Annotated in this window: 21 protein-coding genes; 17 read left to right on the top strand and 4 right to left on the bottom strand. The window is 62.7% G+C overall.

Going from position 1 to position 24,370, the window contains the following annotated elements; translation table 11 throughout:
- The first annotated feature begins 4 nt into the window (after positions 1 to 4).
- The 5 genes from ACIQUS_RS19625 to ACIQUS_RS19605 all read left to right on the top strand — a co-directional run bounded on the left by ACIQUS_RS19625 (position 5) and on the right by ACIQUS_RS19605 (position 5,430).
- A complete protein-coding gene (locus ACIQUS_RS19625) occupies positions 5 to 508 on the top strand; it encodes an ureidoglycolate lyase (RefSeq protein WP_403050055.1) in 504 nt (167 codons plus the stop codon).
- A gap of 50 nt (positions 509 to 558) precedes the next feature.
- Entirely contained in the window at positions 559 to 1,884 is a 1,326-nt protein-coding gene (locus tag ACIQUS_RS19620; protein ID WP_403050052.1) for a urate hydroxylase PuuD, read from the top strand.
- A 119-nt stretch (positions 1,885 to 2,003) separates the two neighbouring features.
- Entirely contained in the window at positions 2,004 to 3,359 is a 1,356-nt protein-coding gene (locus ACIQUS_RS19615; protein ID WP_403050049.1) for a nucleobase:cation symporter-2 family protein, read from the top strand.
- A gap of 132 nt (positions 3,360 to 3,491) precedes the next feature.
- Positions 3,492 to 4,277, top strand: a complete 786-nt coding sequence (locus ACIQUS_RS19610) for an outer membrane protein OmpK (RefSeq protein WP_403050046.1) — start codon at positions 3,492 to 3,494, stop codon at positions 4,275 to 4,277.
- Between the two features lie 364 nt (positions 4,278 to 4,641).
- Positions 4,642 to 5,430, top strand: a complete 789-nt coding sequence (locus ACIQUS_RS19605; protein ID WP_403050043.1) for an outer membrane protein OmpK — start codon at positions 4,642 to 4,644, stop codon at positions 5,428 to 5,430.
- 71 nt (positions 5,431 to 5,501) lie between these two features.
- Here ACIQUS_RS19605 and ACIQUS_RS19600 read toward each other — a convergent pair whose 3' ends face one another.
- Entirely contained in the window at positions 5,502 to 5,819 is a 318-nt protein-coding gene (locus ACIQUS_RS19600; RefSeq protein ID WP_403050040.1) for a hypothetical protein, read from the bottom strand.
- 163 nt (positions 5,820 to 5,982) lie between these two features.
- Here ACIQUS_RS19600 and ACIQUS_RS19595 point away from each other — a divergent pair, with 163 nt between their 5' ends.
- On the top strand, positions 5,983 to 7,929 hold the full coding sequence (locus tag ACIQUS_RS19595) for an LTA synthase family protein (RefSeq protein WP_403050037.1): 1,947 nt from the start codon (positions 5,983 to 5,985) through the stop codon (positions 7,927 to 7,929).
- 19 nt (positions 7,930 to 7,948) lie between these two features.
- Here ACIQUS_RS19595 and ACIQUS_RS19590 read toward each other — a convergent pair whose 3' ends face one another.
- Positions 7,949 to 8,857: a DUF808 domain-containing protein gene (locus ACIQUS_RS19590; protein WP_403050034.1), complete on the bottom strand. Its 909-nt coding sequence runs from the start codon at positions 8,855 to 8,857 to the stop codon at positions 7,949 to 7,951.
- 124 nt (positions 8,858 to 8,981) lie between these two features.
- On the opposite strand from ACIQUS_RS19590, the gene ACIQUS_RS19585 reads away from it, so the two are divergent.
- On the top strand, positions 8,982 to 9,590 hold the full coding sequence (locus tag ACIQUS_RS19585) for a TetR/AcrR family transcriptional regulator (protein ID WP_403050031.1): 609 nt from the start codon (positions 8,982 to 8,984) through the stop codon (positions 9,588 to 9,590).
- Positions 9,591 to 9,637: 47 nt separating this feature from the next.
- Here ACIQUS_RS19585 and ACIQUS_RS19580 read toward each other — a convergent pair whose 3' ends face one another.
- On the bottom strand, positions 9,638 to 11,146 hold the full coding sequence (locus ACIQUS_RS19580; protein ID WP_403050029.1) for a type IV secretion protein Rhs: 1,509 nt from the start codon (positions 11,144 to 11,146) through the stop codon (positions 9,638 to 9,640).
- 393 nt (positions 11,147 to 11,539) lie between these two features.
- Complete coding sequence (locus ACIQUS_RS19575) at positions 11,540 to 11,980, bottom strand: heme-binding protein (RefSeq protein WP_045200407.1); 441 nt, start codon at positions 11,978 to 11,980, stop codon at positions 11,540 to 11,542.
- A 257-nt stretch (positions 11,981 to 12,237) separates the two neighbouring features.
- Between ACIQUS_RS19575 and gcl the strand changes: the two genes are divergently transcribed.
- The 10 genes from gcl (at position 12,238) to ACIQUS_RS19525 (ending at position 24,350) form a co-directional block, all read left to right on the top strand.
- Positions 12,238 to 14,013 carry a glyoxylate carboligase gene (gcl, locus tag ACIQUS_RS19570; RefSeq protein WP_403050026.1) on the top strand — a complete coding sequence of 592 codons (1,776 nt, stop codon included), beginning with the start codon at positions 12,238 to 12,240 and terminating at the stop codon, positions 14,011 to 14,013.
- A 57-nt stretch (positions 14,014 to 14,070) separates the two neighbouring features.
- On the top strand, positions 14,071 to 14,853 hold the full coding sequence (hyi, locus tag ACIQUS_RS19565) for a hydroxypyruvate isomerase (protein ID WP_403050023.1): 783 nt from the start codon (positions 14,071 to 14,073) through the stop codon (positions 14,851 to 14,853).
- A 111-nt stretch (positions 14,854 to 14,964) separates the two neighbouring features.
- Positions 14,965 to 15,858, top strand: a complete 894-nt coding sequence (locus ACIQUS_RS19560; protein WP_403050020.1) for a 2-hydroxy-3-oxopropionate reductase — start codon at positions 14,965 to 14,967, stop codon at positions 15,856 to 15,858.
- Between the two features lie 165 nt (positions 15,859 to 16,023).
- A complete protein-coding gene (locus ACIQUS_RS19555; RefSeq protein ID WP_403050017.1) occupies positions 16,024 to 17,304 on the top strand; it encodes a glycerate kinase in 1,281 nt (426 codons plus the stop codon).
- Positions 17,294 to 18,709, top strand: coding sequence for a pyruvate kinase (gene pyk, locus ACIQUS_RS19550; RefSeq protein WP_403050014.1), 1,416 nt, complete (start codon positions 17,294 to 17,296; stop codon positions 18,707 to 18,709). The genes ACIQUS_RS19555 and pyk overlap by 11 nt, the downstream gene beginning before the upstream one ends.
- A 158-nt stretch (positions 18,710 to 18,867) precedes the next feature.
- Entirely contained in the window at positions 18,868 to 19,755 is an 888-nt protein-coding gene (locus ACIQUS_RS19545) for an urea transporter (RefSeq protein ID WP_403050011.1), read from the top strand.
- A gap of 44 nt (positions 19,756 to 19,799) precedes the next feature.
- Complete coding sequence (locus ACIQUS_RS19540; protein ID WP_403050009.1) at positions 19,800 to 20,624, top strand: ion transporter; 825 nt, start codon at positions 19,800 to 19,802, stop codon at positions 20,622 to 20,624.
- 93 nt (positions 20,625 to 20,717) lie between these two features.
- A complete protein-coding gene (locus ACIQUS_RS19535; RefSeq protein ID WP_403050006.1) occupies positions 20,718 to 21,716 on the top strand; it encodes a sulfate ABC transporter substrate-binding protein in 999 nt (332 codons plus the stop codon).
- Between the two features lie 167 nt (positions 21,717 to 21,883).
- Entirely contained in the window at positions 21,884 to 23,920 is a 2,037-nt protein-coding gene (locus ACIQUS_RS19530) for a mechanosensitive ion channel family protein (protein ID WP_403050003.1), read from the top strand.
- Between the two features lie 43 nt (positions 23,921 to 23,963).
- Complete coding sequence (locus tag ACIQUS_RS19525) at positions 23,964 to 24,350, top strand: DUF2946 domain-containing protein (protein WP_403050000.1); 387 nt, start codon at positions 23,964 to 23,966, stop codon at positions 24,348 to 24,350.
- Positions 24,351 to 24,370 lie beyond the last annotated feature (20 nt).

Raw genomic sequence — 24,370 nt, 5'->3', positions numbered from 1 at the left:
CTGCATGCGCACTTTAGTGATTGAACCCTTGACCAAAGAAGCCTTCGCCCCTTTCGGTGACGTGATCGAAACCGATGGCAGCGACCACTTCATGATCAACAACGGTTCGACCATGCGCTTCCACAAGCTGGCCACGGTCCAGACCGCCCAGCCCGAGGACAACGCGATCATCAGCATCTTCCGCGCCGATGCGCTGGACATGCCACTGACCGTTCGCATGCTGGAGCGCCATCCGCTGGGCAGCCAGGCGTTCATTCCGCTGCTCGGCAATCCCTTTCTGATCGTGGTCGCGCCACTTGGCGATGCACCTGTATCGGGCCTTGTCCGCGCCTTCCGCAGTAATGGAAGGCAGGGCATCAATTACCATCGCGGCGTCTGGCACCACCCGGTGCTGACGATCGAAAAGCGGGATGACTTCCTGGTGGTTGATCGCAGTGGTTCTGGCAACAACTGCGACGAACATTTCTTCATAGAGGATGAGCAACTGATCCTCGCCCCCCACCAATAAGAGAAGGCCTGAGCACCCGGCTACAGGGTGCCAGGGAAGAGGTAAAGACTGTGGAAGCACATCTGTTGGAATGGCTGAACCTGAGCGTGCGTTGGGTTCACATGATCACTGGCGTGGCCTGGATCGGCGCGTCGTTCTACTTTGTCTGGCTGGAGAACAACCTCAACCGGGCCAACCCGCGCGACGGCCTGTCGGGCGATCTTTGGGCAATCCATGGTGGCGGTATCTACCACCTGGAGAAGTACAAGCTGGCTCCGCCGAAAATGCCGGAGAACCTGCACTGGTTCAAATGGGAAGCCTATTTCACCTGGATGTCGGGTATCGCCCTGCTGTGCCTGGTGTTCTACTGGAATCCGACCCTTTACCTGTTGGCCCCCGGCAGCACCTTGAGCGGTGGTGAAGGTATCGCCATCGGCGTCGGTTCGCTGATCGCCGGCTGGTTCATCTACGACTTCCTCTGCGACTCGCCACTGGGCAAGCGCCCTGCCCTGCTGGGCCTGGTGCTGTTCGTGCTGGTCATCGCCGCCTGCTACGGCTTCAGCCAGGTGTTCAGTGGTCGTGGTGCCTACCTGCACACCGGCGCGATCATCGGCACCATCATGGTCGGTAACGTGTTCCGCATCATCATGCCGGCCCAGCGTCAGCTGGTCGCCGCCATCGAAGCCAACCAGACCCCGGACCCGGTACTGCCGGCCAAGGGCCTGCTGCGCTCGCGGCACAACAACTACTTCACCCTGCCGGTGCTGTTCATCATGATCAGCAACCACTTCCCGAGCACCTACGGCAGCCAGTACAACTGGCTGATCCTGGCCGGTATCGCGGTGGCTGCGGTATTGGTGCGTCACTACTTCAACACCCGTCATGACAGCAACAAGTACGCCTGGACCCTGCCGGTCGGTGCCCTGTCGATGATCTGCCTGGCTTACGTCACCGGCCCCGCGCCGATGCCGACCGCTCCTGAGCAGGCCGCCGCCAAGGTCGAGTACCAGCCGCTGCCGGAAACCGCCCTGGGTGGCAAGACCGCGGCCGAAAAAGCCGCCGAGAAAGCCGCCGCACCTGCCGAGCCCGCTGCACCTGCCCAAGCGCCGGCGGCTGCCACCGCCAAGCTCGACGATGCCGGGTTCGACAAGATCCACAGCGTCATCCAGGAACGTTGCACCGTGTGCCACTCGGCCAAGCCGACCAGCCCGCTGTTCAGCGCTGCCCCCGCCGGCGTGATGCTCGACACCCCGCAACAGATCCAGCAACAGGCCGCGCGCATCCAGGCGCAGGCCGTGACCACGCAGATCATGCCACTGGGCAACATCACCCAGATGACCCAGCAGGAGCGTGAGCTGATCGGTGCCTGGATCGCCAAGGGTGCTCCTACTCACTAAGCAACACGTTTCACGCGACAAGCTACAAGCTGCAAGCCAAGCGCGACCACCTGCTTCTGATCGAAGCCGGGCGCTTGAGCTTGCGGCGCTAAAGAATAAAAACAAAACCGAGGTGTTGCATGTCCGAGTCACGCAAGGCGTACATCCCCGTTGCGCCCCCACGACAGCCACTGCCCTTGCTCCAACTGTTCCTGGTGGGTCTGCAGCATGTCTTGCTGATGTACGGAGGCGCGATTGCCGTGCCCTTGATCATCGGCCAGGCCGCTGGCCTCTCTCGTGAAGAAATCGCTTTCCTGATCAATGCCGACCTGCTGGTCGCTGGTGTCGCCACCATCGTCCAGTCGTTCGGCATTGGCGCAGTCGGCATCCGCATGCCCGTCATGATGGGTGCAAGCTTCGCCGCCGTCGGCAGCATGGTGGCCATGGCCGGCATGCCCGGCGTCGGCCTGCAGGGGATCTTCGGCGCGACCATCGCCGCCGGGTTCTTCGGCATGCTGATCGCGCCGTTCATGTCCAAGGTGGTGCGCTTCTTCCCACCGCTGGTGACCGGTACGGTCATCACCTCGATCGGCCTGTCGCTGTTCCCGGTTGCGGTCAACTGGGCCGGTGGCGGCGCCAGCGCCGAAACCTTCGGCTCGCCCATCTACCTGATCGTCGCCGGCCTGGTGCTGGCCACCATCCTGCTGGTCAATCGCTTCATGCGTGGCTTCTGGGTCAATGTCTCGGTGCTGATCGGCATGGGCCTGGGCTACATCCTCGCCGGCTCCATCGGCATGGTCGATCTTTCCGGCCTCGACGAAGCGCCCTGGCTGCAAGTGGTCACGCCGCTGCACTTTGGCATGCCGACCTTCAGCCTGGCGCCGATCCTGTCGATGTGCCTGGTGGTGGTGATCATCTTCGTCGAGTCCACCGGCATGTTCCTGGCCCTGGGCAAGGTCACCGACCGTGAAGTCACCCCGGGCATGCTGCGCCGCGGCCTGATGTGCGATGCCGGTGCGTCGTTCGTCGCTGGCTTCTTCAACACCTTCACCCACTCCTCGTTCGCCCAGAACATCGGCCTGGTGCAGATGACCGGCGTGCGTTGCCGCTATGTCACCGTGGTGGCCGGTGGTTTCCTGATCCTGCTCAGCCTGCTGCCCAAGGCGGCCTTCCTGATCGCCTCGATTCCACCGGCGGTGCTGGGCGGCGCGTCGATCGCCATGTTCGGCATGGTCACCGCCACCGGTATCAAGATCCTCCAGGAAGCCGACATCGCCGACCGCCGCAACCAGCTGCTGGTTGCCGTCAGCGTCGGCATGGGCCTGATCCCGGTGGTACGCCCCGAGTTCTTCGCGCAGATGCCCCAGTGGATGGAACCCATCACCCACAGCGGCATTGCCATGGCCACGGTCAGCGCGCTGATCCTCAACCTGTTGTTCAACATCCTGGGCGGCGCCGAACGTGCCGCACACAACGACACCGCCCACCAGCACTGAGTTACGGGCGGCGCTCGCCGCCCTGCACCACCCAGGTTCCATGCAGCACCGTCGACCCGTGGGAGCGGGTCGGCCGGGGCGCTTTGCGCCGAAAAACCCAAGACCAACAATAACAACGCCGGGAAACACAACATGAAAGGCATCACCACTCCCCTTGTGTTGGGTAGCAGTCTGCTGGCCGCATTGCCCGCCAGCGCAGGAGACTTCCTGCTGTGGCACACCAACAGCCTCTCCTATCTCTATGGCAAGGACTTCCAGGTCAACCCCGCCATCCAGCAGACGGTGACCTTCGAACACGCCAACCAGTGGAAATACGGCGATACCTTTTTCTTCGTCGACAAGATCTTCTACAACGGCGGCACCGACCGTAACAAAGGCAGCAACACCTACTACGGCGAGTTCAGCCCGCGCCTGTCGTTCGGCAAGATGCTCGGCAAGAAACTGGAATTCGGTCCGATCACCGACGTGCTGCTGGCCATGACCTACGAGTCGGGCGAAGGCGACAACGAGGCCTACCTGATCGGCCCCGGCTTCAACCTGGCGATTCCCGGTTTCAACTACTTCACCCTGAACTTCTACCAACGCAACACCGAGGGCAGCCGTCCGGGTGATCGCGTCTGGCAAATCACCCCAACATTTTCCTACACCATTCCCGTAGGTCGGTCCGACATCCTGATCGACGGCTACATGGACTGGGTGGTCGACAACGACGAGAGCCGGCGCGGCACCTACCATGCCAACCTGCAGTTCAACCCACAGGTCAAGTACGACCTGGGCAAGGCCCTGAACCTGGGCGCCAAGCAGTTGTACGTGGGTATCGAATACAGCTACTGGAAAGACAAATACGGCATCGAGAACAGTGGACGGCTCGATTCCAACCAGAGCGTTACCAGCGCCCTGGTTAAGGTTCACTTCTAAAACCTGACCAAACGCACAGTTTTAGCCACACTCGCTCCAGGACGGAGCACTTGAGGACCCGCGCGCAAGCCAGTAATCTGCGCGCCCCCCTCGATCCGGGCAGGATGGATCCTGCCCGCGTTTGCTGACCGCTCAGTCAATGAATACTGGCGATCGGTGGACGTGACGCCAGCCTGAAAGACCCCCTTTCATCTGTTCAGAAAGACGTCGAGCAGGATTGTTGTGCCGTACCCGGAAAGTTGGCGCAGCTCTTGCCAAACAGCTGTGGCCAATCGAAAAAAACTGACCCAAAAGACAAGTATTTAGACCCAACGGTGCCGTCCAGAGTACCGACAACAGAATCAATCAAGGGAGCAACACAGCGATGCGCATTACCAACAGCCTGATCCTCGCCAGCGGCCTGCTGGCGGCGAGCACCGCCGCCACCGCCGGTGATCTGCTGCAATGGCAGACCAACAGCCTGACCTACCTGTGGGGCAAGAATTTCGCGGTCAACCCGGAAATCCAGCAAACCGTGACCTTCGAGCACGCCGACGGCTGGAAGTACGGCGACAACTTCATGTTCGTCGACAAGATCTTCTACAACGGTGACAAGGACTTCATCAACGGCGACAACACCTACTACGGCGAAATTTCGCCACGCCTGTCGTTCGGCAAGATCTTCGACCAGCGACTGGAGTTCGGCCCGATCAAGGACGTGCTGCTGGCCATGACCTACGAGTTTGGCGAGGGCGACACCGAGTCCTACCTGATCGGTCCTGGTTTCGACCTGAATATCCCGGGCTTCGACTATTTCCAGCTGAACTTCTACCAGCGCACCACCGACGGCAGCCGTGCCGGTGACAACGTCTGGCAGATCACCCCGGTCTGGTCCTACACCATTCCCGTGGGCAAGTCCGACATCCTCATCGACGGTTTCATGGACTGGGTAGTCGACAACGACTCCACCAGCCGCCATGGCGACTACCACGCCAACCTGCACTTCAACCCACAGGTCAAATATGACCTGGGTAAAGCGTTGAACTGGGGCGAGAAGCAGCTGTATGTTGGTTTCGAATACGACTACTGGAAGAACAAGTACGGCATCAAGGATAGCGATGCCTTCGATACCGACCAGAACACTGCAAGCTTCCTGGTCAAGGTACACTTCTGATCAGGCCATAGTTGAAAACCGTGCCTTTTAAAAGGCACGGTTTAGAACTTCAGTTTCTTCCTACAAAACAATCAGAAAGTTTTTTCACCTTGTGTTCGCAAACGAACATAGAGCGCCGTCATTGCCATTCCCGGCACAATGGCGCCGAACACAAGCAACCCAAAGAGCACCACACCATCGTCCACCAGACGCAGCACATCGGCCAGCAAAAGACCCAGGCAGACAAACGCGCCAATCGCGCCCACAGACAGGCAACCGCGGGCCGATGCATCGGCCGCCTGCCTTCGGGCCCTGAGCAATAGCATGACGCACAGGGTGGTCCAGACCAGGACCGCGACCATGTACAAGCCCAGGTGAAAGACATCGTAAGTCAGTGCTCTGAATGGCATCCGATTGTTCCTTATTCAACTACCACTTGCACATTCCTGTGCGCTCATGGGGCATCACTATAAGCCAGCAGCAAACTTCTTCATTGCATTTATTTGACAATTTTTTCTCATTACCGGCGTTAGTTTGCCTGCCCTCTTCTTTGACAACAACAAGGCAAACGCCATGCGCACTACACGCTCAGCACCGCTGCGCTATTTATTGTTATTGATATCGCTGTGGTTATTCACTTTCTTACTGACAAGAAGCGTCCTGTACTTCACGCACCTGAGTGAAGCCGGCGAGTATTTTTTCTCGATTTTCACCACCGGCCTGGTCTACGACCTGAGTTTCCTGGCCTATGCCGCCCTGCCACTGGGCCTGTACCTGCTGCTGTGCCCGGCGCCACTGTGGCGCACGCGCCTGCACCGGGCTGTGCTGCACGCCGCGCTGTTCACCAGCCTGTTCGTCATGCTGTTCGTGGCCGTTGCCGAATGGTTGTTCTGGGACGAGTTCGGCGTGCGTTTCAACTTCATCGCCGTCGACTACCTGGTGTATTCCGACGAGGTGCTGAATAACATCCTCGAGTCCTATCCCATCGGGCTGATTCTCAGCGCACTGGCGCTGAGCGCCCTGGTGCTGTCGCTGCTGCTGCGCGAGCCCCTGCGCCAGATCCTCGATGCGCCCTTGCCTACCTGGCGCCAGCGCCTGGCAAGCCTGGGCGTCCTGGCAGTACTGGCGGGCGTAGGTCTGTTGCTGATCAACCAGGGTATGCCTCGCGGCCAGGGCGGCAATGCCTATGCCCGGGAACTGGCCAGCAACGGGCCGTACCAGTTCTTCGCCGCGTTTCGCAACAATGAGCTGGACTACTCGCGGTTCTACGGCAGCCTGGACGAAGGCCAGTCGACCCGGCTGATCCGCAGCGAACTGCAGGAGCCCAACGCCCGTTTCGTCGACCAGGAGCCCATGGGCATCCGTCGGCAGATCACCCAGGCGGGCACCCCGACCACGCCCAACATCGTGCTGGTCACCCTCGAGAGCCTGAGCGCCAAATACCTGGGCAGCAACGGCGACACCCGCAACCTCACGCCCAACCTCGATGCCCTGCGCAAGCAGAGCCTGTACTTCAACAACTTCTATGCCACCGGCACCCGGACCGACCACGGCCTGGAGGCAATCACCCTGTCGATGCCGCCGACCCCGGGCCGCTCGATCGTCAAGCGCATCGGCCGTGAAAGTGGCTTTGCCAGCCTTGGCCAGCAATTATCGGAAGTGGGTTACGACAGCGTGTTCGTCTATGGCGGGCGTGGCTACTTCGACAACATGAACGCGTTCTTCAGCGGCAACGGCTATCGCATCGTCGACCAGAGCAGCGTCGAGGAAGCCGACATCAGCTTCAAGAATGCCTGGGGCATGTCCGATGAGGACCTGTACAACCAGGCCATCAAGCTGGCCGACGCCGACCATGCCAATCAGGTGCCGTTCTTGCTGCAGCTGATGACCACCTCCAACCATCGCCCCTACACCTACCCCGAAGGCCGTATCGATATTCCTTCAGGCAACGGTCGTGATGGCGCGGTGAAGTACACCGACTATGCGATCGGGCGCTTCCTCGAACAGGCGCGCAGCAAGCCCTGGTTCGACAACACCCTGTTCATTTTCGTCGCCGACCACACCGCAGGCAGCGCCGGCAAGGAAGACCTGCCGGTCAGCAACTACCAGATTCCGCTGTTCATCCATGCGCCCAAGCTGATCCCGGCGCGCGAGGAATCGAAGCTGGCCAGCCAGATCGACCTGGCACCGACCCTGCTCGGCCTGCTGAACATGAGCTATACCTCGACGTTCTTCGGCCGCGACCTGATGCAGGAGGACAACCTGCCGCCCCGGGTCCTGATCGGCAACTACCAGCACCTGGGGTTGTTCGATGGCCAGGACCTGGCGATCCTCAGCCCCCGTGACGGCCTGCGCCGTCACAATCAGGCCCTGGGCAGGAGCACCGAGGTGACCAGTGACAAGCGCGATCCGTTGATCCAGCGTGCCATCGCCTACTACCAGGTCGCAAGCCTCGGCTTTACCCATCACCTGCTGGACTGGCAGCCGGATGCGAGCGAGCAGACCGCGCTGAAAAACTGAGCCCGGCAACCGGTCGGCCTCAAGCTCTGGCGACCCGCCAGAGCTTGCCGACCGCAGCCACCACGGCCAGCACCAGCGCGCCGGCAACGATACCGATGCCGCCATTGAGCAGTGCCCCGGTCAATGCCCCGCCCCGCCCTTCGCTGAAGGCTTCGACGGCGTGGTGCAACGGCGCCACGCCATGCACCAGGATCCCGCCACCGACCAGGAACATCGCCGCCGTGCCGATCACCGACAGGCTTTTCATCATGTAGGGCGCTGCCCGCAAGATGCCGTTGCCCAGGGCTTGCGCCGCACGCGAGGCTTTGCCGGTCAGCCACAAGCCCAGGTCATCGAGCTTGACGATGCCGGCGACCAGGCCGTACACCCCGATGGTCATGACAATTGCAATGCCCGACAGCACGATGATCTGTTGGGTCAGCGGCGCATCGGCGACCGTGCCCAAGGTGATGGCGATGATCTCCGCCGAGAGGATGAAGTCGGTGCGGATCGCCCCTTTGATCTTGGTCTTCTCGAAAGCCACCAGATCGACCGCAGGATCGGCCACGGCCTCTTTCAGCGCCGCCTGGTCGGCCTGCTCCTCGTCCTTGCTATGGAGGAACTTGTGCGCCAGCTTTTCGAAGCCCTCGAAACACAGGAAGGCGCCGCCGACCATCAGCAGCGGCGTCACTGCCCAGGGAATGAACGCACTGATCAACAGCGCCGCCGGCACCAGGATCAGTTTGTTGACGAACGACCCCTTGGCCACCGCCCAGACCACCGGGATTTCCCGTTCCGCGCGTACCCCCGTGACCTGCTGGGCATTGAGCGCCAGGTCGTCACCGAGTACCCCTGCGGTCTTTTTTGCCGCGACCTTGGTCATTACCGAAACATCGTCGAGTACGGTGGCGATATCGTCGATCAATACCAGAAGACTGCTGCCTGCCATGTTTGCCTGAATCCAGCGGAATGTGAGGGGCTCAGTCTAGCCCAAAGTCGCCACCTTGAGCCCTTTGCAAACGCGGTGCTACCATGCGCAACCGCCCTCCCAGGCCCGAGGAACAGCGTCAACCATGAGCAGCATTCGCGAGCGCAACAAAGAACTGATCCTGCGCGCGGCCAGTGAAGAATTCGCCGACAAGGGCTTCGCCGCCACCAAGACCAGCGACATCGCGGCCAAGGCCGGGCTGCCCAAGCCGAACGTCTACTACTACTTCAAATCCAAGGAAAACCTCTACCGCGAGGTTCTGGAAAGCATCATCGAGCCGATCATGCAGGCATCCACCCCGTTCAATGCCGAGGGTGATGCCAAGGAAGTGCTCAGCGCCTATATCCGCTCCAAGGTCAGGATCTCCCGCGACCTGCCGTTTGCATCCAAGGTGTTCGCCAGCGAGATCATGCACGGCGCCCCGCACCTGAGCCCCAACCAGGTCGAGCAGCTCAACGAGCAGGCCCGGCACAACATCGAGTGCATCCAGGGCTGGATCGACCGCGGCCAGATCGCCCCTATCGATCCCCACCACCTGATGTTCAGCATCTGGGCGGCGACCCAGACCTACGCCGATTTCGACTGGCAGATTTCGGTGGTCACCGGAAAGGCCAAGCTTGAGGACAGTGACTACGAAGCGGCGGCGCAAACCATCATTCGCCTGGTGCTCAAGGGGTGTGAGCCAGACGCCTGACTGGTTGCTGGGGGCAACCGAGGGCTCACCGGGAGTCCTAGGGAATCTTATACATTGGGGTGCTCCTTGCGCTGCCGGCCCTCGGCCGGGCGATTGATGAACAGCACATCCAGCGCGCTGCTATTCCAGCCCTTGACGGCATTCCAGTTCGCCGAGAGATGAATATAGCGACGGCGCAGCAAAGCGGTTTCCTGCTCGGTCAACGGGGTGAAGGCTTCGCCCAGGGCAACGGCCTGAAGCTTGGTGGCGATGGGTTGCAGTTCCGCCGGCAAGGCTACCCGGTTGTCATCAGGGTCGATCGACGCGAACGCCACCCCGGCGCGCACCGCCCACTCGCGCATGATGCGCAGGTACACCAGCGACAACTCGCCACGCACCTCACGTTCGCTGGTGATGGCGGCGTACACCCGCTGTTGCGCCAGCGTGTCCCGCACCCGGTGCTGGGTTGGCACCGACCAGGTCAGGATATCCAGTCCCCCGGGCGGCACATAGGTCAGCCAGTGGCGCACCTCCCGGTTCAAACGCTGTTTAGTGCGCGAGAAGGCGGCGCTGCGCTCGTTGGCCAGCAGGTCGGACTCGAGGCTGCTGTCCGGTTTGCTCAGCAGCACCTTCTCCCGCATCAGCGGCCGGTAGCCGCCGCCGATGTCCGAATGGCAACCGGGCAGCGCGATATCCCGTTCGGCCCGGGTCAGGGGGAAGTTATGGCGGTACTCATCACCGGCCACCAGGTGAATCACCTTACGCGCCGCGCCTGGCGCAAGCCGCAACTGGAGCCCGTGATTATCGGCGTCGTGCGGACTGAAATCGCCCTTGTGCGGCGAAACGATGCCGGCCACGGTGTCGAACAGCCCGATGAAATTGAGGACGAAGTCACTGCGATGGCGCCAGCCGAAGCCGCTCACCAGCAACGGCGAACCCGCCGGCAGGGCCCGGGCCAGCAGGCTGTTCGGCCCCTTGAGCAGGTCATTGGCACAGTGCCGTGCCGCTGCGGCGCCCCGGCTGAAACCGAACAGATCGATTTCGATGCGGTGAACCATGACCTTGGGGTTTGTACCCTGAAACCGATCCAACTGTTTTAGAACCAGCGCCGGCATCTGCTCGACCCGCGCGGCGACACCGGTCGCTCCACGGCCGGTACCTTGACTGTAGAGCGAATCGCCCAGGCCGCTGCGGGTGCCGATGCCCTCAATGTAAACCTTGAGGTAGGCCTCTTCGACGCCAGACGGCAGCCGTTCCCCGGCCTGATCAGGATAGAGGCCATGAAGACGCGCAACATTGCTCAGGTCATTGCCGTAGCTGTTGTCCGGCGAGCTGCCTTTACCGTCATACCCCAGGGCGACGCAGTGCTGGCGGATGTCCTCGACGACTTCCGCCGTCAGCCCTGCATCAGCGGCATGACAACCGGCCGCCGTCGCACTGTTGGCCTGATTGTTCCCGGTGCCGTCGAAGAACAGCCCCAGGCGCAGCACGATACCGGTCGCGCCCAGCTCTTCCTCTTCTTCCTCCGCTTCCAGCGAGGGCTTGTCACCCAGCGCAATGAGATAATCGATAGTCATTGAACTTCCTGTCCGCAAGGCGCCCCACACGGGTAGCGCCGCACCTTGTCCGTTGATGATGGAAGCACCGACTCGCCGGTAACGGCTGCCGGTACAACGCTCGGCCCAGAGCACAGCAGATCAGGCACTACAAGTAAGCAGGAAAGGTCTTAAAGACCGAAAGAAAGGTGTGAATCATTAGTACGAGGTGTCAGAACCTCCAGGACAGGCGGTCAGAATTGCTGGAACCAGAAGTCAGCATCACTGGAAAACCAACCTGCCATAAGGTCAGCCCCCTCGAAAGGGGATCGGTGTCCGTTACGGTCGCCGTGCAGGCGGACTCATTCACGCTGGGGTACAAGGTAGCCCCGCCCTTCGTGATGAATCCGCCCGTTCATCAAACCCCTCGCAAAATCAAGCCGCTACGCCGGCATCCGCGGTCAACCCTGCCTCCTCGATCGCACTGATCGCGCACTGCTCGTCGATGTCCGAGGTATCGCCACTGATACCGATCGCCCCCAGTACCACGCCCTGCTGATTACGGATCAGCACACCACCTGGTGCCGGAACCACCGGGCTCTGTCCCAAGCCATTGAGCGCGGCGAAGAACGCCGGGCGCTGCTGCGCGTCCAGCGCCAGCAGGCGCGAGCCCTTGCCCAGGGCAATCGCGCCCCAGGCCTTGCCCATGGCCACTTGCGGGCGCAGCAGGCTGGCGCCGTCTTCGCGCTGCAGGGCCAGCAGGTGACCACCGCTGTCGAGCACGGCAACGGTCAGCGGGGCCGAGGAAATCTTGCGGCCCGCCACCAGCGCGGCGTTCACCAGGCTGACGGCGACTTTCAAGGTCAATGCATTCATGGAAAGGTCCTCTTGTTGTTAGAAGCCCTGAGGGCAGGTGTGAAAAGCAATAGAACAAATAGAACACAATGGCGAATTTTTTTGTATACAATAATTCAAGCGCGATAACCCAATTCTGACGAAACGCCTTTTTTATGGCCTTCCCGACGAAAGCACTCATCGCCGATGAAAATGGATTGACCAGAGTCGCCTGGCGTGAATACACTCTGACGAAAAGCCATTTGTATACAATTACAAAACCAATGAGGCACAAAGCCATGAGCAAAATGAGAGCAATTGATGCAGCCGTTCTGGTGATGCGCCGCGAAGGTGTTGAAACCGCGTTTGGTATCCCGGGTGCCGCCATCAACCCGCTGTACTCGGCCCTGAAGAAAGTCGGCGGTATCGATCACGTCCTCGCTCGCCACGTTGAAGGCGCCTCGCACATGGCCGAGGGTTACACCCGCACCAAGGCCGGCAACATCGGCGTGTGCATCGGCACTTCCGGCCCTGCCGGCACCGACATGGTCACCGGCCTGTACAGTGCCTCGGCCGACTCCATCCCGATCCTGTGCATCACCGGTCAAGCGCCACGCGCCCGTCTGCACAAGGAAGATTTCCAGGCCGTCGACATCACCAGCATCGTCAAGCCGGTGACCAAGTGGGCGACCACCGTTCTGGAACCAGGCCAGGTGCCTTACGCGTTCCAGAAAGCCTTCTATGAAATGCGCTCCGGCCGTCCAGGCCCCGTGCTGATCGACCTGCCGTTCGACGTGCAGATGGCTGAAATCGAATTCGACATCGACGCCTACCAGCCGCTGCCGGTACAAAAGCCTGCGGCCAACCGCGTACAGGTCGAGAAAGCCCTGGCCATGCTCGACACCGCCGAGCGTCCGCTGCTGGTCGCCGGTGGCGGCATCATCAACGCCGATGCCAGCGACAAACTGGTCGAGTTCGCCGAACTGACCGGCATCCCGGTCATCCCGACCCTGATGGGCTGGGGCACCATCCCGGACGATCACCCGCAGATGGTCGGCATGGTCGGCCTGCAGACCTCGCACCGCTACGGCAACGCCACCATGCTCAAGTCCGACCTGGTGCTGGGTATCGGTAACCGTTGGGCCAACCGCCACACAGGTTCGGTGGATGTCTACACCGAAGGCCGTCGCTTCATCCACGTCGACATCGAACCGACCCAGATCGGCCGGGTGTTCACCCCTGACCTGGGTATCGTCTCCGACGCCGGTGCTGCCCTGGATGTGTTCCTGGAAGTGGCCCGCGAGTGGAAAGCCGCCGGTAAGCTGAAGTGCCGCAAAGCCTGGTTGGAAGACTGCCAGCAGCGCAAGTCCAGCCTGCAACGCAAGACCCACTTCGACAACGTGCCGGTCAAGCCGCAGCGCGTGTACCAGGAGATGAACCAGGTATTCGGCAAGGACACCTGCTACGTCACCACCATCGGCCTGTCGCAGATCGCCGGCGCGCAGTTCCTGCACGTCTACAAGCCGCGCCACTGGATCAACTGTGGCCAGGCAGGCCCGCTGGGCTGGACCATCCCTGCTGCCCTGGGCGTGGTCAAGGCCGACCCGAGCCGCAAGGTCGTGGCACTGTCGGGCGACTATGACTTCCAGTTCATGATCGAAGAGCTGGCCGTGGGTGCGCAGTTCAATCTGCCCTACGTCCACGTCCTGGTGAACAACTCCTACCTGGGGCTGATCCGCCAGGCCCAGCGTGGCTTCGAGATGGATTACTGTGTGCAGCTGGCGTTCGAGAACGTCAACGCACCGGAACTCAACGGTTATGGCGTCGATCACGTCGCCGTGGTCGAAGGCCTGGGCTGCAAGGCCCTGCGCGTGACCGAGCCTGGCGAAATCGCCCCGGCCCTGCTCAAGGCGCAGAAACTGGCTGAAGAGTTCAAGGTTCCAGTGGTGGTCGAAGTTATCCTCGAACGTGTGACCAACATTTCCATGGGCACCGAAATCAACGCGGTCAACGAATTCGAAGACCTGGCCCTGGTCGGCGACGACGCGCCAACCGCGATTTCCCTGCTCGACTGATCGCAACGAAGGCCCTGCTGCGAGATGCGCAGGGCCCACTTTTGCAAGGAGACAACCATGCCACGTTTTGCCGCCAACCTGTCCATGCTGTTCACCGAGCAGGACTTCCTGGCCCGTTTCAAGGCCGCAGCCGACGCCGGTTTCAGCGGGGTCGAGTACCTGTTCCCGTACGATTACAGCTCCGCTGAAATCAAGCAGCAGCTCGACGCCCACGGCCTGACCCAGGTGCTGTTCAACCTGCCGGCCGGTGACTGGGCCAAGGGTGATCGCGGCATCGCTTGCGACCCTGCCCGTGTCGAGCAGTTCCGCGCCGGCGTCGACCTGGCCATCGCCTACGCCCAGGTGCTGGGCAACACCCAGGTCAACTGCCTGGCCGGTATCCGTCCACAAGGTCCGGACTGCGCCACCGTGCGCAAGACCTTCGTCGACAACCTCAAGTATGCCGCCGACAAGCTGCAAGCTGCCGGGATCAAGCTGGTCATGGAAATGATCAACACCCGCGACATCCCCGGTTTCTACCTGAACAACACCAAGCAGGCCCTGGAAATCCAGGCCGAAGTCGGCAGCAGCAACCTGTTCCTGCAGTACGACATCTACCACATGCAGATCATGGAGGGCGACCTTGCCCGCACCATGGAAAGCAACCTGGCCAAGATCAATCACATCCAGCTGGCCGACAACCCCGGCCGCAACGAGCCAGGCACCGGCGAAATCAACTACCGCTTCCTCTTCGAACACCTGGACCGCATCGGCTACCAGGGCTGGGTGGGCTGTGAATACAAGCCGCTGACCACCACCGAAGCAGGCCTTGGCTGGTTGAAGACCCACAACGCGATCTGACCTGTGGGAGCGGGCTTGCCCCGCGATGCGATGGCGACCTCAGCGCCGCTATCGCGGGCCAGCCGCTCCTACAACAGTCCCGGTACCCAATAATTACAAGAGGCATTTCTCATGGCTAAAATCGGATTCATCGGCACCGGCATCATGGGCCTCCCAATGGCCCTGAACCTGCAAAAAGCAGGTCACAGCCTGTTCGTCTCCACCCACCACGACGCAGCGCCAGCGGACCTGATCGCCGGCGGCGGCGTGGCCCTGGCCAACCCGAAGGAAGTGGCCCAGGAAGCTGAATTCATCATCGTCATGGTGCCTGATACCCCGCAGGTCGAGAGCGTGCTGTTCGATGCCAACGGCGTGGCTGAAGGCGTCGGCCCGAACAAGGTGGTGATCGACATGAGCTCGATCTCGCCGACCGCCACCAAAGCCTTCGCCGAGAAGATCAAGGCCACCGGCGCCGCCTACCTGGACGCTCCGGTGTCCGGCGGTGAAGTCGGTGCCAAGGCCGCGACCCTGAGCATCATGGTCGGTGGTTGCCCGAACGCCTTCGAACGTGCCCTGCCGCTGTTCCAGGCCATGGGCAAGAACATCACCCGCGTCGGCGGCAACGGCGACGGCCAGACCGCCAAGGTCGCCAACCAGATCATCGTCGCCCTGAACATCCAGGCCGTGGCCGAAGCCCTGCTGTTCGCCGCCAAGAACGGCGCCGATCCTGCCAAGGTGCGTGAAGCACTGATGGGCGGCTTCGCTTCTTCGAAGATCCTCGAAGTGCACGGCGAGCGCATGATCAAGGGCACTTTCGACCCGGGCTTCCGCATCAGCCTGCACCAGAAGGACCTGAACCTGGCCCTGCAAGGCGCCAAGGAACTGAACATCAACCTGCCCAACACCGCCAACGCCCAGCAAGTGTTCAGCACCTGCGCGGCCATCGGTGGCGCCAACTGGGACCACTCGGCGTTGATCAAAGGCCTTGAGCACATGGCCAACTTCTCGATTCGAGACGGCGAATAAGTCGCACGCTACACGCGGCAAGAAAAGCAGGCTGCGCATCGACCTGCTTTCTCTTGAAGCTTCAAGCGTGCTGCTCAAAGAGCAACACCGCCCCTGGGTCGGCCTGCACGGAGGCAGATCCGGGGGCGTTTTCGATTCTGCAGAACAATAAGATTGGAGCCTGCCATGTCGCTCGATCCGCAACACTTCCTGCGCGAGCTGTTCGCCACGGCCATCGACGCCGCACACCCTCGCCAGGTGCTTGAAGCCCACCTGCCCAGCGACCGCAGCGGTCGCGTCATCGTCATCGGCGCCGGCAAAGCGGCCGCCGCCATGGCCGAAGTGGTCGAACGCAACTGGCAAGGGCCGGTGTCCGGCCTGGTTGTCACCCGTTACGGCCATGGCGCCAGCTGCTCGAAAATCGAAGTGGTCGAAGCCGCCCACCCGGTCCCCGATGCCGCAGGCCTGGCCGTGGCCAAGCGGGTGCTGGAGATGGTCAGCAACCTGAGCGAAGACGACCGCGTGATCTTCCTGCTGTCCGGCGGTGGCTCTGCCCTGCTGGCCCTGCCGGCCGAAGGCCTGACCCTGGCCGACAAGCAGCAGATCAACAAGGCCCTGCTCAAGTCCGGCGCCACCATCGGCGAGATGAACTGCGTGCGCAAGCACCTCTCGGCGATCAAGGGCGGCCGCCTGGCCAAGGCCTGCTGGCCTGCCACCGTCTACACCTATGCGATTTCCGATGTACCGGGCGACCTGGCCACGGTCATCGCCTCCGGCCCCACCGTGGCCGACCCGAGCACCTCGGCAGAGGCCCTGGCGATCCTCAAGCGCTACAAGATCGAGGCCCCGGCCGCCGTCACCGCCTGGCTGAACAACCCGGCCTCCGAAACCGTCAAGGCCGATGACCCGGCCCTGGCACGCAGCCACTTCCAGCTGATCGCCCGTCCCCAGCAGTCGCTGGAAGCTGCCGCAGTCAAAGCCCGCCAGGCAGGTTTCAGCCCATTGATCCTCGGCGACCTGGAAGGCGAATCGCGGGAAGTGGCCAAGGTGCATGCCGGCATCGCCCGGCAGATCGTCCAGCACGGCCAGCCGCTGTCGCCACCCTGCGTGATCCTCTCCGGTGGCGAGACCACCGTGACCGTGCGCGGCAATGGCCGTGGCGGGCGCAACGCCGAGTTCCTCCTGAGCCTGACCGAAAGCCTCAAGGGCCTGCCCGGGGTCTACGCCCTGGCCGGTGACACCGACGGCATCGACGGTTCGGAAGACAACGCCGGCGCCTTCATGACCCCGGACAGCTACGCCCGCGCCGCCGCCCTGGGCCTGTCGGCCAGCGACGAGCTGGACAACAACAACGGCTATGGCTACTTCGCCGCCCTCGATGCCTTGATCGTCACCGAGCCGACGCGGACCAACGTCAACGATTTTCGCGCCATTCTGATCCTCGGGAGTGCCAACCATGACGCCTGACAAAAAAGTCAAAATCCTCGCCACCCTGGGTCCTGCGATCAAGGGCATCGATGACATCCGCCAACTGGTCGAGGCCGGGGTCAACATCTTCCGCCTCAACTTCAGCCACGGCGAGCACGAAGACCACGCCCTGCGCTACCAGTGGATCCGCGAGGTCGAGAGCCAGCTCAATTACCCGCTGGGCATCCTCATGGACCTGCAAGGCCCGAAACTGCGGGTGGGCCGCTTTGCCGAGGGCAAGGTCCAGCTGCAACGCGGCCAGGCCCTGCGCCTGGATCTGGACAGCACCCCGGGCACCGCCCAGCGGGTCAACCTGCCGCACCCGGAAATCATCGCCGCCCTGGAGCCGGGCATGGACCTGTTGCTCGATGACGGCAAGCTGCGCCTGCGGGTGACCGCCAAACACAGCGACGCGATCGAGACCGAAGTGCTCAACGGTGGCGAGCTGTCCGACCGCAAAGGGGTCAACGTGCCGCAAGCGGTGCTGGACCTGAGCCCCCTGACCGCCAAGGATCGCCGCGACCTGACCTTCGGCCTGGAACTGGGCGTGGACTGGGTGGCCCTGTCGTTCGTGCAGCGCCCGGAAGACATCGTCGAAGCCCGCCAGCTGATCGGCGACCGCGCCTACCTGATGGCCAAGATCGAGAAACCCTCGGCGGTTACCCAGCTGCGCGCCATCGCCGAGCTCAGTGATGCGATCATGGTCGCCCGTGGCGACCTGGGCGTGGAAGTGCCGGCCGAAAGCGTGCCGCAGATCCAGAAGAGCATCATCAACACCTGCCGCGAACTGGGCAAACCGGTGGTAGTGGCCACCCAGATGCTTGAGTCGATGCGCTTCTCCCCGGCCCCGACCCGCGCCGAGGTCACCGACGTAGCCAATGCCGTGGCCGAAGGTGCCGATGCGGTGATGCTCTCGGCCGAGACCGCCTCCGGCGACTACCCGCTCGAAGCCGTGCAGATGATGAGCAAGATCATCCGCCAGGTGGAAAACGGCCCGGACTACCAGGTGCAACTGGACGTGGGCCGGCCCAAGGCCGAAGCGACCGTGTCCGATGCCATCAGCTGCGCGATCCGTCGCATCAGCGGCATCCTGCCGGTGGCGGTACTGGTCAACTACAGCGAGTCGGGCGCCTCGACCCTGCGTGCCGCCCGCGAGCGGCCACGGGCACCGATCCTCAACCTGACCCCCAACCTGTCCACCGCCCGGCGCCTGAGCGTGGCCTGGGGTGTACATTCGGTGGTCAACGATCGCCTGCGCCAGGTCGACGAAATCTGCTCCACTGCCCTGGAAATTGCCCAGGCACAAGGCATGGCCAGCCGTGGCGACACCCTGTTGATCACCGCCGGTGTGCCTTTTGGCAAGCCGGGATCGACTAACACCCTGCGGATCGAAACCTTGCTTTGAAGGTGATCCCCATCGCGGGCTTCGCCCGCTCCCACAGGGTCTGCATGCAGTGAACCCTGTGGGAGCGGGCGAAGCCCGCGATGCGGCCAACACACACTCACGTGGGACAACCCGGCCCGACAGAGGCTCCCCACTCCACATCAACCCAGACTGCCCCCATGTACACCAAGAATTTCGTCAACCCGTGCCCAGACTGGGCGACGGCCTTGCTCAACGGCTTCAGCCAGGTCCTGCTGCAGCGCAACCCGCTGTGCGGCCTGTTCTGCCTGCTGGCCATCACGCTCACCGCCCCCGACCTGGTCGGCGGCGCCCTGCTCGGCGCCCTCGCCGGGCTGCTCACCGCCCAGCGCCGCGGCTACAACCGCACCGATCGCCAGGCCGGCCTGTACAGCTACAACGGCGTGCTGATCGGCCTGCTGCTGAGCTACGCCCTGCCTTGGTCGGCGATCCTGCCGCCGCTGATCATCGCCGCCGGCGGCCTGAGCAGCATGATCGTGCACCAGTGGCTCAAGCGCGCCAGCTCCAACCTGCTGCTGCCGGCCTACACCGCACCCTTCGTGCTGATCGGCTGGGCGGCCCTGGCGATCAGCGAACCGGCCACCAGCGCGGCCGGCCCCATGGAACACAATGCCCTGTTTGCCCTGGCGCGCGGACTGGGCCAGATCTTCCTGCTCGACAACCCGCTGGCCGGACTGCTGATTGCCATCGGCCTGCTGATCGCCAACCGCTATGCTGCCGCCTGGGCCCTGCTCGGCGCGGCGCTGGGTGGCAGCGTCGCGTTGCTCGGTGGTGAAACCAATGCCGCCTATGCCGGCCTCTACGGCTTCAACGCTGCCCTCGCCGCCCTGGCCTTCAGCCAGACCCGCAAGCAGCCCTGGCTGCCGTTGCTGGCCATGCTCACGGCCATCGTCCTGCAACCTGTGATCGCCCAGCTGCCGGTGCCGGGCCTGACCGCGCCGTTCATCCTGGCCTGCTGGCTGGTGCTGATCGGCCAGCGCCTGCTGCGCCAGCCGCTGGCCCGCCGTGCCGGTCGCTTGCATAGCTGAAGCGCTGCCCCTAGGCTCAGCTCCATTGTGAAATGGAGTTGAGCATGCAAACCCCTTCGAGCTGGCGCGAACGGCTCTACGTCATCGTTTTTCAAACCGACACAGTCGCCGGCCGGCGCTTCGACAGCATCCTGCTGCTGATCATCCTCGCAAGCCTGGTGACGGTGATCCTCGACAGCATCGATGAAGTCCACCAGCACTACGCAGGCCTGCTGGCCGCCATCGAGTGGGGGTTTACCGCGATCTTCCTGGTCGAGTACCTGATCCGCCTGTACTGCTCGCCCAAGCCCGTGCGCTATGCCTTCAGTTTCTACGGCCTGGTCGACCTGCTGGCGATCGTCCCGGGGATCATCGCCCTGTACTACAGCGACGCCCAATACCTGTTGATCATCCGGGTGATCCGGATGCTGCGCATCTTTCGCGTGCTCAAGCTCAGCCCCTACCTCAAGCAGGCCCATTACCTGCTGGCAGCGCTGCACGGCAGCAAGCAGAAAATCATCGTGTTCCTGGTCAGCGTCTCGACCCTGGTCACCGTGTTCGGCACCCTGATGTACGTGGTCGAAGGCCCCGAGCATGGCTTTACCAGCATCCCCAAGGGTATCTACTGGGCCATCGTCACCCTGACCACTGTCGGCTTTGGCGACATCGTGCCCAAGACCCCGCTGGGCCAGGTGCTGTCGTCGCTGGTGATGATCACCGGTTACTCGATCATCGCCGTGCCCACCGGGATCTTCACCGCCGAACTTGCCAATGCCCTGCGCGGCGAACAGCTGCAGCACGACTGTCCGGTGTGCCGAAAGAACCATCATGAGCACGGCGCCGCCTTCTGCTCGCGCTGCGGCAATGCACTGTTCAAAAAACTGGAATAAGCAAAGTACTTTTTAATCTTTTAGCGCCTAAGGCCCAACCGCTATAGTCGCTGGCATAATGCCCTTAACGAAAACTCGAACAAGGAATGCGCAGTGAAAAAACTCTTCAGTGCCTCGCTTCTGGCCGCAGGTCTCGCCCTGGGCAACGTGGCCCATGCAGCGGCCCCGTTGCTCAACGTCTCCTATGACGTGATGCGCGACTTCTACAAGGACTACAACGCTGCCTTCCAGAAACACTGGGAAGCCGAGCACAAAGAGAAGATCGCCGTGCAGATGTCGTTTGGCGGTTCGAGCAAGCAGGCCCGCTCGGTGATCGATGGCCTGCCGGCCGACGTCATCACCATGAACATGGCCACCGACATCAACGCCCTGGCCGACAACGGCAAGCTGGTGCCGGACAACTGGGTCACCCGCCTGCCAAACAACAGTGCACCCTTCACCTCGGCCACCGTGTTCATCGTTCGCAAGGGCAACCCCAAGGCCCTCAAAGATTGGCCCGACCTGCTCAAGGACGGCGTCCAGGTCATCGTCCCCAACCCCAAGACCTCGGGTAACGGCCGCTACACCTACCTGTCGGCCTGGGGCTATGTACTGAAGACCGGCGGCGACGAGAACAAGGCCAAGGCATTCGTCGGCAAGCTGTTCAAGCAGGCGCCGGTGCTCGATACCGGTGGCCGCGCCGCCACCACCACCTTCATGACCAACCAGATCGGCGACGTGCTGGTGACCTTCGAGAACGAAGCCGAAATGATCGCCCGCGAGTTCGGTCGCGACCAGTTCGAGGTGATCTACCCGAGCGTCTCCGCCGAAGCCGAGCCACCGGTGAGCGTGGTCGACAAGGTGGTGGACAAGAAAGGCACCCGCGCCACTGCCGAGGCCTACCTCAAGTACCTGTGGTCGCCTGAGGCCCAGGAGATCGCCGCCAACAACTACCTGCGTCCACGGGACCCTGCGGTACTGGCCAAGTACACCGACCGCTTCCCGAAAGTCGACTTCCTGTCGGTGGAGAAGACCTTCGGCGATTGGCGCACCGTGCAGAAGACCCACTTCAATGATGGTGGCGTGTTCGACCAGATCTATACCGGGCAGTAAGCCGGTATGACGAATCCGGGGCCTGTCATGGGCCCCGGATTTTTTATGCCCGACCTTCAGACCTTGCTCCTGTGGGAGCTGGCGTAGCCTGCGATACGGACAACGCATACTCCCTCGGGCGGTTCATTGACTACCCTTTCCGTCATCCACGGTTTGAGGAGTGTCCAGTGGCCCGATCCCTATTCGCCCTTCTGCTTGCTTGCCTGCTGAGCCTGCAACTGGCCGGCGCTGCGCCTCTGCTGCCGGCCAGCAAGCCGGCCGAGCCCGCAGAGCCCGTGGTTCAGGGCGGCCTGCTGGGGGCCATTGCCGATGGCCTGGACGATGTCAGCAAGGAACTCGATGTCGACAGCCACGTGATCGACAACTGGCGCCTGCGCGCCGACCGCGCCGCCGATGAAGTCGATCAACTGGTCACCGAGCATGCAGGCATCAGCCCGCTGGAACTGTGGCGCGACTTCGCCCTGCTCACCGTTACCTGGCTGGTCGCCTTCGCCCTGCTGACCAACTTCGGCCGGCTGCTCTCACGCACCTTCAACCGCTCCCGCCTGATACGCGACCGACTTCGCCCGCGCCGGGTCATCAAATACCTGCTGGCCTACACCCTGCCGGCGGTGCTGAGCCTGATCGTGACCCTCTACGTCAGCCATTTCCTCCTGCTTTCCGCCGGCCGTGCGCTGGGCATGAGCCTGGCCTACGCCACCAGCGCCGGTATCTTCTCGACCTCGATCATCTTCTGCCTGATCACCCTGTTCGACACCGGACACAAGCGCACGGCGGTGCAGATCATTCGCCGGGCAGCGCCCCGGGCGCTGTTCCTGATCGGCTTTCTGGCGGCCTGGAGCGATGCCCTGACCAGCCCGCAGATCGCCCGGCACCTGGGCGGTAATTTCACCAGCAGCGTCGCCGCCCTGACCGGCCTGCTGGCCACCCTGTCCTTCGCCGTGTTGGTGCTCAAGCTGCGCCGTCCGGTAGCGCACCTGATCCGCAACCGCGCCCTGCACGACCGCCTGCAACACCGCGCCGTGCAGGAAACCCTGCGGATCTTCTCGGCGCTGTGGTACCTGCCGATCCTGCTGATGATCCTGGTCTCGGCGATCAACCTGATCGGTGCCGGCGAAGAGAGCCAGCGCGCCCTGCAGAAAGCCCTGATGACCTCGATCCTGCTGATCGTCACGGTGTTTCTCAGTACGGTGCTGCAGCGCATGTTCAAGAACCGCGAAGGCGAGGACGCCAGGCAACGCCTGCGCCCCTACAAGGAACTGTTGCGCAACCTGGCCCACGCCTTGCTGCGTATCGTCATGGCCGTGGCCTTCATCGAACTGCTGGGGCGCATCTGGGGCGTTTCCGTGCTCGATTTCGCTCTCAGGAACAGCCTGGGCCGGGCCATCAGCGACTCACTGAGCAGCATCGGCCTGATCCTGCTGGTCACCTGGCTGCTGTGGGTGGTAATCGACACCGCTATTCAGGAAGCCCTCAAGCCCACGGTCGGGCGCCGCGCCTCGCGCCAGCCCAGCACCCGGGTACGGACCATCCTGCCGATGCTGCGCAATGCGATCAAAATCATCCTGGTGGTGATCTGCACCATCACCACCATGGCCAACCTGGGCATCAACGTCGCCCCCTTGCTGGCCGGTGCCGGGGTGGTGGGCCTGGCCATCGGTTTCGGCTCCCAGCAGCTGGTGCAGGACGTAATCACCGGGTTGTTCATCCTGATCGAGGACACCATCGCCATCGGCGACTGGGTAGTGCTCGACTCGGGCCACGCCGGTACGGTGGAGAGCCTGACCATTCGCACCCTGCGCCTGCGCGACGCCAAGGGCTTCGTGCACTCGGTGCCGTTCGGCCAGATCAAGGCGGTCACCAACCAGTCGCGGCAGTTCGCCTATGCCTTCTTCTCGGTGCAGTTCAGCTACGCCACCAACGTTGACAGCGCCCTGAAGCTGATCCGCGAGGTCGGTCACTCGATTAGCGAAGACCCGATTCTGCGCCACAGCCTGCAAGGGCCGTTGCAGGTGTTCGGGGTCGACAGCATGAACCTCAACGGCATCACCCTCACCGCCCAGTTTCGCACCAGCTCCGGCGGCCAGTATGCGGTGAACCGGGCCTTCAACGAGCGCCTGAAAAAGCGCGTGGACGAAACCGAGGACGTCAGCTTCGCCCAGTACAATCCACCTGTGTCCAGAGCCGGTGAAAAGGGGGCCTGATTCGGCTTTCTCGCCCCCGACCAACGGTGCTAAAGTCGCGCCCATGAAACCCACGCCCGCCCACCGCCCGCTGATTGCCTGGACCCTGTACTTCTGCGTCCTGTTCAATCTGTTCGCCTGCGGCATCGGTCACGGGCAGATGATGGGCCTGAAACTCAACGGTATCGGCGGCGCCTTCTGCTCGGCCATGGGCAGCGCCGGCCCGACGCTGAAAAGCGACTTCGGCGATCAGCCGGTCGCCGGCTGGGACAGCCTGCAAACCTGCCCGGTATGCGCCGCGGCGGCGGTTTGCCTGGGCCTGGTACTGGTCATCGGCTGGCTGCTGGCAGCCACCCGCATTCGTCGTTATCACCGCGAGCTGCGCAGCAAGGCGCCGCCGCGCTATTGCTGGCCTGCGGCCAATCCCCGCGCCTCCCCGCTTCTGGCTTGAACCACCTGGCAGTCCTTGCG

Source organism: Pseudomonas sp. NPDC090755 (assembly GCF_044769005.1).
Classification (GTDB): Bacteria; Pseudomonadota; Gammaproteobacteria; order Pseudomonadales; family Pseudomonadaceae; genus Aquipseudomonas.
Note: the sequence above shows the minus strand (reverse complement) of the source record. Positions and strands in the feature narration are given on the sequence as shown.